General features: G+C 66.6%; 9 protein-coding genes, 3 tRNA genes and 1 pseudogene. 9 read left to right on the top strand and 4 right to left on the bottom strand.

The genetic code is table 11. The features are described from left to right. Positions 1-201, bottom strand: a pseudogene (locus QO207_RS17540) (hypothetical protein); the annotation flags it as partial. 108 nt (positions 202-309) lie between these two features. On the opposite strand from QO207_RS17540, the gene QO207_RS17535 reads away from it, so the two are divergent. From QO207_RS17535 to QO207_RS17525, 3 genes are all read left to right on the top strand, one after another. Next, positions 310-385, top strand: a tRNA-Val gene (locus QO207_RS17535). A gap of 16 nt (positions 386-401) precedes the next feature. Further along, a tRNA-Asp gene (locus QO207_RS17530) sits at positions 402-478 on the top strand. Between the two features lie 97 nt (positions 479-575). Continuing rightward, positions 576-652, top strand: a tRNA-Asp gene (locus QO207_RS17525). A gap of 252 nt (positions 653-904) precedes the next feature. Here QO207_RS17525 and QO207_RS17520 read toward each other — a convergent pair. Next, the gene (locus tag QO207_RS17520) at positions 905-1,942 is read right to left on the bottom strand and encodes an AraC family transcriptional regulator (RefSeq protein ID WP_301533602.1); all 1,038 of its coding nucleotides are present in this window, start codon (positions 1,940-1,942) and stop codon (positions 905-907) included. Continuing rightward, positions 1,939-3,057 (bottom strand): carbon-nitrogen hydrolase family protein, encoded by a 1,119-nt coding sequence (locus tag QO207_RS17515; protein ID WP_301533601.1) that lies wholly within the window; start codon positions 3,055-3,057, stop codon positions 1,939-1,941. Before QO207_RS17515 ends, QO207_RS17520 begins: the two co-directional genes overlap by 4 nt. Before the next feature lie 210 nt (positions 3,058-3,267). Here QO207_RS17515 and QO207_RS17510 point away from each other — a divergent pair, with 210 nt between their 5' ends. From QO207_RS17510 to QO207_RS17500, 3 genes are all read left to right on the top strand, one after another. Then, on the top strand, positions 3,268-5,301 hold the full coding sequence (locus tag QO207_RS17510) for an FAD-dependent oxidoreductase (RefSeq protein WP_301533600.1): 2,034 nt from the start codon (positions 3,268-3,270) through the stop codon (positions 5,299-5,301). Positions 5,302-5,597: 296 nt separating this feature from the next. Then, on the top strand, positions 5,598-7,058 hold the full coding sequence (locus QO207_RS17505; RefSeq protein ID WP_301533599.1) for a chromosome partitioning protein ParA: 1,461 nt from the start codon (positions 5,598-5,600) through the stop codon (positions 7,056-7,058). A gap of 10 nt (positions 7,059-7,068) precedes the next feature. Next, on the top strand, positions 7,069-8,013 hold the full coding sequence (locus QO207_RS17500) for a 1-aminocyclopropane-1-carboxylate deaminase/D-cysteine desulfhydrase (RefSeq protein WP_301533598.1): 945 nt from the start codon (positions 7,069-7,071) through the stop codon (positions 8,011-8,013). Here the strand turns inward: QO207_RS17500 and QO207_RS17495 are convergent. Beyond that, on the bottom strand, positions 8,001-8,939 hold the full coding sequence (locus QO207_RS17495; RefSeq protein WP_301533597.1) for a DUF1853 family protein: 939 nt from the start codon (positions 8,937-8,939) through the stop codon (positions 8,001-8,003). The two genes, QO207_RS17500 and QO207_RS17495, sit on opposite strands and share 13 nt — an antisense overlap. A 113-nt stretch (positions 8,940-9,052) precedes the next feature. Here QO207_RS17495 and QO207_RS17490 point away from each other — a divergent pair, with 113 nt between their 5' ends. The 3 genes from QO207_RS17490 to QO207_RS17480 are packed head-to-tail and all read left to right on the top strand — an operon-like array spanning position 9,053 to position 11,783. Then, entirely contained in the window at positions 9,053-9,940 is an 888-nt protein-coding gene (locus QO207_RS17490; protein WP_253448906.1) for an NAD(+) kinase, read from the top strand. Then, the gene (locus tag QO207_RS17485) at positions 9,940-10,920 is read left to right on the top strand and encodes a metallophosphoesterase (protein WP_301533596.1); all 981 of its coding nucleotides are present in this window, start codon (positions 9,940-9,942) and stop codon (positions 10,918-10,920) included. The genes QO207_RS17490 and QO207_RS17485 overlap by 1 nt, the downstream gene beginning before the upstream one ends. Next, the gene (locus QO207_RS17480; protein WP_301533595.1) at positions 10,917-11,783 is read left to right on the top strand and encodes a rhomboid family intramembrane serine protease; all 867 of its coding nucleotides are present in this window, start codon (positions 10,917-10,919) and stop codon (positions 11,781-11,783) included. Before QO207_RS17485 ends, QO207_RS17480 begins: the two co-directional genes overlap by 4 nt. Positions 11,784-11,801: the final 18 nt, after the last annotated feature.

Here is an 11,801-nt window from a genome sequence, read left to right as displayed (position 1 = left end):
CTTGCGCCCCAGTTCGCGCAGATCGTCGCTGATGGAGAACGGCGCCTGGTACGCCGCAGCAGCCTGGGCCGAGAGTTTCAGAGCGGGAATGACAGCCGAACGCTGCTCGCCGCTATCGGCCGCCCACCAGCGCAGCTCGATGGCCGGGAGCTGGAATCTTGTGTAGGAGCGAGCTTGCTCGCGAACCCTGCCCAGAACCAACGCCTCCAACCGCGCCGCGAACTTTTTTCGCGGCAAATGAAAAAAAATTCAATCAGGGCATTGACTTAGGTTCTGCCGGCTGTAGAATGCGCCCCACTTCGAGACGAAGGGTGATTAGCTCAGCTGGGAGAGCATCTGCCTTACAAGCAGAGGGTCGGCGGTTCGATCCCGTCATCACCCACCACTCTCGCAAGTTACGCGCAGCGGTAGTTCAGTCGGTTAGAATACCGGCCTGTCACGCCGGGGGTCGCGGGTTCGAGTCCCGTCCGCTGCGCCATTTTCCCCCTCCTTGGTTCCTACCCCGAACCTGCTTGTCGAGTGATTCACTCCAGGCGCCAGGAGGTTGCTGTACCGGACGAAAGTCCAACCGACACGCAGCGGTAGTTCAGTCGGTTAGAATACCGGCCTGTCACGCCGGGGGTCGCGGGTTCGAGTCCCGTCCGCTGCGCCATATTCGAAAGCCCTCAGGTAGCAATACCTGAGGGCTTTTTCGTTTCCGTCCGAAAAATCCTGCTGCTGTTCTGAAAGACGCTGTCACAGGTCGTTCACCTTTGCCGTCTAGCTTTTTTCCCGTGGTCTTTGCTAAAACCGGATCGAACGGTCAGGAGAAAAGCCAATGGACGACTATCAGGAAGAACTGCTGGAACAGCACGCCGTGGAACAGGATCTGCCGGAACCGGCCGACGACGCCACCGAGATGTGATCAGGCGCTGTGGCGCTGGGCGCGGCGGAATTCCCCCGGCGTCTGCCCGCTCCAGCGCTTGAAGGCGCGCTGGAAGGCCTCGGCGGAGGCAAAGCCGAGCAGGTAGGCGATCTCGCCGAAAGCCAGGTCGGTGTCGCGGATGTAGATCATCGCCAGGTCGCGGCGGGTGTCGTTGAGGATGCTGCGGAACTGCGTGCCTTCCTCGGCCAGTTTGCGCCGCAGCGTCCAGGTCGGCAGCTTGAGCCGTGCGGCCACTTCCTCCAGGTCCGGTTCGCGGCCGTTGAGCATCGGCCCCAGCAGCTGCGCGACGCGCTCGCGCAGGCTGCGTGTGCGGGTCAACTGCTCCAGTTCCTTCTCGCAGATATCCAGCAGTTGCCGCCAGGTACTCGGGCAGTGGTCCGGGTTGCCGCGCGCCAGGGTTGCCTGGTCCAGGCGCAGCTGGTTGTGCTCGGCGCCGAATTCCACCGGGCAACCGAGCCTTTCCTCGAAGCGTGGCGCCCAGGCCGGCGCCGGATACTCGATCTCCACCCTCTCCGGGCGCAGCGGCTGCGCACCGATGCTGCCGAGCATGCTGACCCAGCCGGCCAGCACCGAATCCACCACGAAGCGGTTGTAGGCGTTGTACGGGCTGATGGAGTAGAAGCGCAGCCAGGCGCCGCCGGCGTCTTCGATGAAGCTGCTTTGGCCGCGGTAGTTCTGCGCATACAGCGGCTCGAAGCGGATCAGCGCGCGGGCGGCGGCGCGCAGGTTGGGGGCTTGTGCGGCGGTGACGCCGGCCAGGCCGCTCTGGCTCGGTCGGCTCAGTTGGCCCATGCGCAGGCCGAGGGCGGGGTCGCCGCTCTGCTGGATGGCCGCGTGGCCAAGGCGCATGTAGCGCGGGATCGACAGGCGCGCGCCGGGCTCGCCCAGGCGTGCGGCGTCCAGCCCGTATTGCTGTAGCAGTGGCTGCGGGGCGACGCCGCTCTCCGCCAGCGCATCGGCAAGGCTGTGGACGAAACCGACCGAAAGATCGCCGAGGCGCATGCTGGGGCGGTTCATAGCCAGAGGTTGATCAGGCGTGCACCGGGGCCGTCGGGCGCCAGGGTGTGGGCTTCGCCGTTGACCACCAGGCTGCGGCCGTCGCTGCCCAGGTCCCAGAGATGGCCGCGCAGGAATACGGTAAGGCCGGCATGGGCTCCGCTTTCCTTGAGACGGCCGGCCAGCGCCAGTTGCTCCCAGGCCTGGCCTTCGCTCAGTTCGCCCGGCTTGAGGGTCACGTCGCTGGGTGTCGGGGCGCCGTTGTAGCCCTTCCACGGCTTGCTCCAGTTGCCATTGCCGGTGAGGAAGGCCGGCACCACGACCAGATCGGGCTTCTGCGTGGCCAGGGCGGAGTAGCTCGCCGGGTACCAGCTGTCGGCGCAGATCAGCACGCCCAGGCGCCCGGCCGGAGTCTGCAGGACTTGCAGGTCATCCGGGTCGCCGCCACGGGTGATGCCTTTCTCGTCGTCGATGGGGAACAGCTTGCGTTGCGGCTTGCCCAGCGGCAGGCCATCGCTGCCGAAAACCTGGGTGACGTTGTAGAGGCGGCCGTTGCCGGTACGGATCTGGCCTTCGACGATGCGCGGGTTGGGCAGCACGATGGAGCCGGCGACCAGGGTCACGCCGAACTCCTTGGCCAGCCCGCCGAAAAGCGTCTGGTAGTCATGGGCCATGTCTACCGCCTTCATGCGGAACAGGGCGTCGGCCATGCGGTCCTCGCCCTTGGCGCCGAGCCAGCCGCGCGCGACCTTCAGCGGGTTGCTGGCGACCATCCATTCCATGGCTTCGTCGAGGTGCTCGGTCTGGTAGACCTCGGGCTTCTCGCCGGCAGCCACCAGCCAGGTGCCGATATGTTCGGGGAACACCACCACGGTGCGCGGGTTGATCAGGCCTTCGTCGCGGGCCTTGGCCAGGTAGGCGTGGAACTTCAGGCGCAGGCGCTCGACGCTCTGGTAGTCCTGGGTGAACAGCTCCGGCTGCACGCCCAGCAGGTTGCCGCGCTCGGACGGCTGGCCCTGGTTGAGCGCGACCTGGCTGCGGAGGTCGGAGAGGTAGTGCCCCACCGGGCGACGCTCCGCCCAGCCGGCATAACCGGCGAAGATCAGCACCAGGACGAGAAAGATCAGCTTGCGCATAAAGGACGGGTACTCATGGGGTCCTGCACAGGGTAGGGGTTGGGCCGGGTATTGCCAAGACGCGGTGTCATCTTCGGTCAGTAACTTGTCATTTTCGATCATTGAGCGACGGGGGTGCGCTCCTTAGAGTCTGCTCCATACCGACCGCGCCCCATGCCTCGCCGTTCCGCAGGCTGAGGGCGTGGCATCACCGTGAATGCCGGAGGAAACATGACCGCCACTTACCCGCACCTGCTCGAACCGCTGGACCTGGGCTTCACCACCCTGCGCAATCGCACCCTGATGGGCTCCATGCACACCGGCCTGGAAGAAAAGCCCCAGGGCTTCGAGCGCATGGCAGCCTACTTCGCCGAGCGCGCCCGTGGCGGCGTCGGCCTGATGGTCACCGGCGGCATCGGCCCGAACGAGGAAGGTGGCGTGTATTCCGGCGCGGCCAAGCTGAGCACGGCCGAGGAAGCCGAGAAGCACAAGATCGTCACCCAGGCGGTGCACGAGGCGGGCGGCAAGATCTGCATGCAGATCCTCCACGCTGGCCGTTACGCCTACAGCCCCAAGTCCGTGGCGCCCAGCGCCATCCAGGCGCCGATCAACCCGTTCAAGCCGCGCGAGCTGGATGAAGAGGGCATCGAGAAGCAGATCGCCGACTTCGTCAACTGCTCGGTGCTGGCCCAGGTGGCCGGTTACGACGGCGTCGAGGTAATGGGTTCGGAAGGCTACTTCATCAACCAGTTCCTGGTGGCCCACACCAACCATCGCACCGACCGCTGGGGCGGCAGCTACGAAAACCGCATGCGCCTGCCGGTGGAAATCGTCCGCCGCGTGCGCGAGGCCGTAGGCCCGAACTTCATCATCATCTATCGCCTGTCGATGCTCGACCTGGTGGAAGGCGGCAGCACCTGGGACGAGATCGTCCTGCTGGCCAAGGCCATCGAGAAGGCCGGCGCCACCATCATCAACACCGGCATCGGCTGGCACGAAGCGCGCATCCCGACCATCGCCACCAAGGTCCCGCGTGCGGCCTTCACCAAGGTCACTGCCAAGCTGCGCGGTGAAGTCAGCATCCCGCTGTGCACCACCAACCGCATCAACACCCCGGAAATCGCCGAGCAGGTGCTGGCCGAAGGCGACGCCGACATGGTCTCCATGGCGCGCCCGTTCCTCGCCGACCCGGACTTCGTCAACAAGGCTGCCGAAGGCCGCGCCGACGAGATCAACACTTGCATCGGCTGCAACCAGGCCTGCCTGGACCACACTTTCGGCGGCAAGCTGACCAGCTGCCTGGTGAACCCGCGCGCCTGCCACGAGACCGAGCTGAACTACATCCCGACCACCCACGTGAAGAAGATCGCCGTGGTCGGTGCCGGCCCGGCGGGCCTGTCCGCCGCCACCGTGGCGGCCGAGCGCGGCCACGAGGTGACCCTGTTCGATTCCTCCGGCGAGATCGGCGGCCAGTTCAACGTCGCCAAGCGCGTGCCGGGCAAGGAAGAGTTCTACGAGACCCTGCGCTACTTCAAGCGCAAGGTGGAAACCACTGGCGTGAACCTGCAGCTGAACACCCGCGTCAGCGTCGACGATCTGGTCAAGGGCGGCTTCGACGAGGTCATCCTCGCCACCGGCATCGTGCCGCGCACCCCGGCCATCCCGGGCATCGACAACGCCAAGGTGATCAGCTACCTGGACGCCATCCTCGAGCGCAAGCCGGTCGGCCACAGCGCTGCGGTGATCGGCGCCGGCGGTATCGGCTTCGACGTCTCCGAGTACATCACCCACGCCGGCGAATCCACCAGCCTGGATCGCCATGCGTTCTGGCAGGAGTGGGGCATCGACGAGAAGCTGGACGCCCGTGGCGGCATCGCCGGCATCCAGGCCCACCCGCACGCCGCGGCGCGTCAGGTGTTCCTGCTGCAGCGCAAGAAGTCCAAGGTCGGCGACGGCCTGGGCAAGACCACCGGCTGGATCCACCGCACCGGCCTGAAGAACAAGCAGGTGCAGATGCTCAACAGCGTCGAGTACCTGAAGGTCGACAACGATGGCCTGCACATCAGCATCGCCGGCGGCGAGCCGCAGGTGCTGCCGGTGGATACCGTGGTCGTCTGCGCCGGCCAGGACCCGCTGCGTGAGCTGCACGAAGGCCTGGTCGCTGCCGGCCAGAGCGTGCACCTGATCGGCGGCGCCGACGTGGCAGCCGAGCTGGATGCCAAGCGCGCCATCAACCAGGGCTCGCGCCTCGCCGCAGAAATCTGATCAGGAAGGACGCCGACCCGGCGGGGTCGGCTGAGACCTGGATCACAGGTCCGGGCCCGGAAAAATTCCCTTCCGGGCCCGGAAACCCTCTCGAAAATCCAACCGCGTCACAGAATTCTCCAGCCGGTTAACCGCCTGCCCGCCGTGGCCGGTCCGGTGCCAACCGAGTCACATTGCCTGCGACATTAATTCCCCTAGACTTGCTCGGATGTCGGGATTTTCCGGCTGTCCGGGTGCTGCGTTTCTGACAGCCCCTTTCTCCAGACTTCCTCCCGCACCAGCCCAGAGGTCAATCGATGAGCATGCAGAAGAAGCCTCAGATGGTGGAAGCCGTGGTCTTCTTCAATGACCGTGGCGTCTGCAAGGAAATGCTCTATCCCGAATTCGAGGCGCTGCTCGACAACGTCGTGCAGATGCCGGAATACGCCGATCAGCAGATGCAGTTGGCCTATGTGCTGATCAACCCGCGCCTGCTGGTCAAGGCGGTGGTGTTCTTTTACCTGGACTTCGACGAGACGGGCGAAGCCGACCGCGGCTGGAACCTGCCCCTGCGCAATCTCGCCGACCGCGCCGGGCGTGGCCCGGACATGGGCGCCGGGCCGATCCGCCTGGCCTGCCGCAGCCAGTGCCCGGTGTCCTGGCACCAGATGCACCTGTGGGACCCGACCCTGGAAGCCGGCAAGAACCATCTGGTACAGCTGCGCGAATCGGTGAAGCGCAACCACCTCGGCCTGCTGGTGGAAGAAGAGCCCGCTGCGGTGGAACTCGAACGCCTGCAGATGGCCGACGAGCACCAGTGGTACGCGCCTGCCGAAGAGTCCCGCGAGGAAGCCGAGAAGCTGGCCCGCGCCATGCTCCAGGAACACCAGCAGAAGACTGCCGACCTGCTCGGCCAGCATGAGACGCGCCTGTCGCAGATCAGCCAGCAGCACGAGCAGGAACTCAGCCGGCTGAAACTGGGCGCGCAGGAACAGGTCAAGGTGCTGCAGGCCGAGCTTGCGGCGCTACGCGAAGGCCTCAAGCGCGAGGAAGAGATCAACGCCGGTCTGCGCCAGGAGCTGGATGGCCAGGCCAACGGCTTCCAGCGCGGCCGCGAGGAGCTCACTGCGCAGCTGCGGCATATCGAACAAAGCGGTCGCGACGAGCTGGAGCAACTGCGTCAGCAGATCGAGGAAGAGTCGCGCACCCGCATGGCCAGCCTGGAAGCGCGTTACAAGGAGCAGATCGCCGTTCGCGACGTCGAGCTGAGCTACCGCAACGAGCTCGACCAGCAGCTGCAGCAGGAAAACCAGCAGCTGCGCCAGGACGCCGAGCAACTGCGCACGGAAACCGCCCAGCTGCGCGAGCTGGCCGGCCAGCTGCAGCAGGGGGCGGAAGGCCTGCGTCTGGAGCTGGACGCGCTGTCGGCCAAGGCCGCCGACACTTCGGTGCTGGAGCAGTTATCCGGTCTGGGGGTGATCTTCGTGGTGTACCATCCGGGCGCCGGGCACCTGACCCTGGCCCTGCAGGATGTCGCCCGTTACCAGGAAAACCCCATGGCCTTCGCCGCTGCCAAGTGCTTCGTCTCCGAAGACCAGTACCGCAGCTGGCTCGCCCATTACCAGCAGCCCGCCTGCGAAGGACGACTGTCCAGCGGCGAGCGCTGTGCCCTGCCCATCGACCGCGTGGAAACCCCCGGCCGCTTCGTCGAAGGCGACAGCAACTGCTGCTCGCGGCACAAGACCGCCGGCCGCCTGCGCAGCGTCACCACTGGCTGAGCGGGGCGCCTTGCTGTATCCCGACTGGCGCCCCGACGCCCCCCTACAACCTGTCCACCTGGACTGGCTCGACCGCGCTGGCGTTGAGCTGGCGTGGTTGCGTCTGGACCTCGTCGACCCGTTGGTCTCCGGTAACAAGTGGTTCAAGCTCGCGCCGTACCTGAAGCGGGCTGCCGACATGGGCCTGAGCGGCGTGATGAGCCTGGGCGGCGTTCATTCCAATCACCTGCATGCGGTAGCGGCGGCTGGTGCTCGATTTGTTTTCGAGACCGTCGGATTGCTGCGCGGCGAAGAGCAGGACAATCCCACAGTGGCCGACCTGCACCAGCTCGGCATGCAGCTCCATTGGCTTGGCTATGGCGGTTATCGCCGGCGTCACGAAGCCGATTTCTGGACACCCTGGCGCGAGCGCTATCCGCAGTTGCTGCCGATCAATGAAGGCGGCGGCGGGTTGCTGGGCGCACAGGGCTGTGCCGTCCTTGTCGAGCAGATTCGCCGGCAACTCGCTGATATCGGCTGGGCGGATTACCAGCAGCTGTGGGTCGCTTGCGGCACCGGCACGACCCTGGCCGGGCTGGTGCTGGGCGAGGGCGGCGAACATCCAGTGGTCGGTGCCCTGGCGGTGCCGCCGGGACATGGTGTCGAGACTCAGGTGCCCGAGTTGTTGAACGAAAGCGGCCGGCGCGATAGCGGCTACCGCCTGCTCGATGCCAGTCGCGGCGGTTTCGCGCGGATCGATGGGCGGTTGGCGCGTTTCATACTCGATAGCGAAGATCAGTCCGGCGTACCGCTGGACCCGCTGTACACCGGCAAGCTGCTGCTGGCGCTGCACGATGAGATCACGGCTGGCAGAGTCGATCGTGGTAGCCGCATCGTCGCTATCCACAGCGGTGGTCTGCAGGGGCGGCGGGCGATGGACGACAAGCTGAAGGCGCTGGCGGCTCAGCGCGAATAGCCGCTATGCACCCGCGGCCAGCGGTCGCCCACCAGGAACAGTCGTTCCTGCTCGCGCCAGCGGCCGTGCTGTTGTTCCAGGCGCACCAGCATCTGCGGGAAGCCGTCGTCCGGCAGGCCCGCCAGCCACTCGCCGAATCGGGCCTCGCTCCAGTAATTGTCTTCGGCTGCCGGGGCCAGCCAGTGCTTGCGCGACAGCACCTGCCAGCCTTGTGGGTTCTGCGCGTGATAGGCCGGCCAGGCGCGTCGATGTAGCCAGCGGCCGCGCAGGTGCGTGGCGTTGGACCCGGCGGGCGGCGGGCAGGGTGTTGGCCAGGAGTAGAACAGGTAGCCGCCCAGCCACAGACCGGGAGCCGGATCGGCGACGCTGTACTGGCGCACCACCTCCAGGCCTTCGGGCGTGGAGGAGAGCGGCAGCTGGTGCTGGTAGAAGTGCTCGATCTTGCGCAGCAGATGGTCCTCGGCGCCCGGCCCGAGCCAGGAGTCTGGGCCATCGTCGCTGGGGCCGAGGTAGAGCTTGATGGCCAGTTCCAGGTGGTGCAGGCCGTCGTCGTCTTCCAGCAGCAGGTCCAGCTCACCGAGGGTCTGGCCGTTGTCGCGTACCGGCAGGTTGGCGGCCAGCAGGCGCAGGTCCGGTGCCTGCTCCAGGGCGTATTGCCAGAGACGTTCGTAGTAGCGGCCCAGGCGCTGGTGCGGCGCGGCTTCCAGTTGTTCCAGCAGCCTGGCTGGCGCCTGTTCCTGGGCGCGCAGCCAGTCGGCCAGCAGTGTGGGTTGCGCGTGCCAGCGGCTGGCCGCCAGCGGGTGGCGCATAGCAGGGCTACCGGGGCTGAGCAGGGGCGGGGAGAGCAGCGTCCAGGCGAGGTCGCGGACCTGTGGCTGGCGCAGGTCGATCAGCAGCTCGTCGAGCAGGGTGGCGAAGTCGGTCATCCGTGAAGCCTAGCCGCTACGCACCCGCTCCGGCCACGCTGCGGTTTGCCGCTGCTTCCGCCTTTCGCCCATAATTCCGACATTCGAGCACCCGCAACGCCGTCTGGAGTCCCATGGAACCCTTCCGCAATATCGGCATCATCGGCCGCCTGGGCAGTACCCAGGTCCTGGAAACCATCCGTCGGCTGAAGAAATTCCTCACCGAGCGCCACCTCCACGTGATCCTCGAGGACACCATCGCCGAGGTCCTGCCGGGCCACGGCCTGCAGACCTGCTCGCGGAAGATCATGGGCGAGATCTGCGACCTGGTGATCGTCGTCGGCGGCGACGGCAGCATGCTCGGCGCTGCGCGCGCCCTGGCACGGCACAAGGTGCCGGTGCTGGGGATCAACCGTGGCAGCCTGGGTTTCCTCACCGACATCCGCCCGGACGAGCTGGAGACCAAGGTCGCTGAAGTGCTCGGCGGCCAGTACATCGTCGAGAGCCGCTTCCTGCTCGACGCTTTGGTGCGCCGCCACGGCGAATCCATCGGCCAGGGCGATGCGCTGAACGACGTGGTGCTGCACCCCGGCAAGTCCACGCGGATGATCGAGTTCGAGCTGTACATCGACGGCCAGTTCGTCTGCAGCCAGAAGGCCGACGGCCTGATCGTCGCCACCCCGACCGGCTCCACCGCCTATGCGCTGTCCGCCGGCGGACCGATCATGCATCCCAAGCTGGATGCCATCGTGGTGGTGCCGATGTACCCGCACATGCTCTCCAGTCGGCCGATCGTGGTGGACGGCAACAGCGAGCTGAAGATCGTCGTCTCGCCGAACATGCAGATCTACCCGCAGATTTCCTGCGATGGGCAGAACCACTTCACCTGCGCGCCGGGCGATACCGTTACGGTGAGCAAGAAGCCGCAGAAGCTGCGCCTGATCCACCCCATCGACCACAACTACTACGAGGTCTGCCGGACCAAGCTGGGCTGGGGCAGCCGCCTCGGGAGCAGTGAGTGATGGAACTCGACCCTTCACGCGGCTATGACCTGATCGGCGACATCCATGGCTGCGCGCATACCCTCGACCACCTGCTGGAACGCCTCGGCTACCGGCTGCAGGGTGGCGTGTGGCGACATGCGCGGCGCCAGGCGCTGTTCCTCGGCGACCTCATCGACCGTGGCCCGCGCATCCGCGAGGCGCTGCACCGGGTGCACGACATGGTCGCCGCCGGCGAAGCGCTGTGCATCATGGGCAACCACGAATTCAACGCCCTCGGCTGGTCCACCCCGGCGGCGCCCGGCAGCGGCCGCCAGTACGTGCGCGAGCACACCCCGCGCCACGCCCGGTTGATCCGCGAGACGCTGGAGCAGTTCGAAGGCCACCCGGCGGACTGGCGCGACTTCCTCGGCTGGTTCCAGGATATGCCGCTGTTCCTCGATGCCGGGCGCTTCCGCATGGTTCACGCCTGCTGGGACCACGACGTGATCGACGCGCTGCGCCAGCAGTTCCCCAATGGGCGCATCGACGAAGCCTTCCTCATGGCCACCGCCGAGCCGGGCAGCTTCGCGCAGCAGGCCTGCGACCGCCTGCTGCGCGGCACCGACATGCGCCTGCCCAACGGCCTGACGCTGACCGGCAGCGACGGTTTCACCCGCGCCTTCTTCCGCACCAAGTTCTGGGAAGAGGACCGCGCGCCGGAGACCTACGGCGACATCGTGTTCCAGCCCGACGCGCTGCCCGACGAAGTGGCCAGCGAGCGCCTGAGCGAAGAGCAGAAGTCGCGACTGCTGACATACGGCGCCGACGAGCCGCTGTTGTTCGTCGGCCATTACTGGCGGCGCGGCACCCCGGCGCCGATCCGGCCGAACGTTGCCTGCCTGGATTACAGCGCGGTGATGTATGGCAAGCTCGCGGCCTACCGGCTGGACAACGAGCAGCGGCTGGAGCGCGACAAGTTCGTGTGGGTGGATGTGAAGCGTCCGGAGGGCGATGAGTGAGCGCAATCGAAGCGATGCGGCTGCCGGCGGCGGTCGACCTGGGGCAGTTCGTCACCCTGCTGCAACGGCTGAACGTGCCGTTTCGGGTCAGCGAGGAATCCGGCGAGCAGGTGCTCTGGGTGCCCAGCGCGCAACTGGCGGAGCAGGTTCGCACGCTCTACGAACGTTATCCACAGGGCGACCCGCAGTTCACCCTGCAGGCCGAGCCGCAGCGTCGTGGACCGGGCTTCCTGCAGCAGCTGAAGATGAGCCGGATGACCGCGGCGGTGCTGCTGGTGACCTTCGTGGTGGCCGCCATCACCCTGCTCGGCACCTCGCCGGAGACCCTGCGCTGGTTCACCTTCCAGAATTTCCAGCTGGTCGGCGAGGATCGCGCGTTGTTCTATCCGCTGTCCGATTCGCTGGCGCAGGGGCAGTGGTGGCGGCTGTTCACGCCGATGCTGATCCACTTCGGCTGGCTGCACCTGGCGATGAACGCCATGTGGTACTGGGAGCTGGGCCGGCGTATCGAGTATCGCCAGGGGCCATGGCTGCTGCTGGGGCTGAGCCTGGGCTTCGGCCTGGTGTCCAACCTGGTGCAGTACAGCTGGAGCGGGCCGAGCCTGTTCGGCGGGCTGTCTGGCGTGCTCTACGGCCTGCTCGGCCACTGCTGGATCTTCCAGCGCATGGCGCCGACGCCTGCCTACCACCTGCCCAAGGGCGTGGTGGCGATGATGCTGATCTGGCTGCTGGTGTGTCTGTCCGGGGTGATCGACCTGCTCGGCTTCGGCTCCATCGCCAACGGCGCCCACGTTGGCGGGCTGGTGGCGGGGTGCCTGAGTGGTCTGGTCGGCGGGCTGCTGGCGCGGCGTCGCGCGGCCTGACGCGCACCTCTGTAGGAG

Source organism: Pseudomonas sp. CAN1 (genome assembly GCF_030462585.1).
GTDB lineage: Bacteria > Pseudomonadota > Gammaproteobacteria > Pseudomonadales > Pseudomonadaceae > Pseudomonas.
The sequence above is the reverse complement of the archived record's forward strand: the minus strand, read 5'-3'. Positions and strand labels throughout refer to the sequence as shown.

Excerpts from the sequence above, each read along its gene's own strand:
- QO207_RS17520 (WP_301533602.1), bottom strand. The coding sequence starts at position 1,942 with ATGAACCGCCCCAGCATGCGCCTCGGCGATCTTTCGGTCGGTTTCGTC.
- QO207_RS17515 (WP_301533601.1), bottom strand. The coding sequence starts at position 3,057 with ATGCGCAAGCTGATCTTTCTCGTCCTGGTGCTGATCTTCGCCGGTTAT.
- QO207_RS17510 (WP_301533600.1), top strand. The coding sequence starts at position 3,268 with ATGACCGCCACTTACCCGCACCTGCTCGAACCGCTGGACCTGGGCTTC.
- QO207_RS17505 (WP_301533599.1), top strand. The coding sequence starts at position 5,598 with ATGAGCATGCAGAAGAAGCCTCAGATGGTGGAAGCCGTGGTCTTCTTC.
- QO207_RS17495 (WP_301533597.1), bottom strand. The coding sequence starts at position 8,939 with ATGACCGACTTCGCCACCCTGCTCGACGAGCTGCTGATCGACCTGCGC.
- QO207_RS17490 (WP_253448906.1), top strand. The coding sequence starts at position 9,053 with ATGGAACCCTTCCGCAATATCGGCATCATCGGCCGCCTGGGCAGTACC.
- QO207_RS17485 (WP_301533596.1), top strand. The coding sequence starts at position 9,940 with ATGGAACTCGACCCTTCACGCGGCTATGACCTGATCGGCGACATCCAT.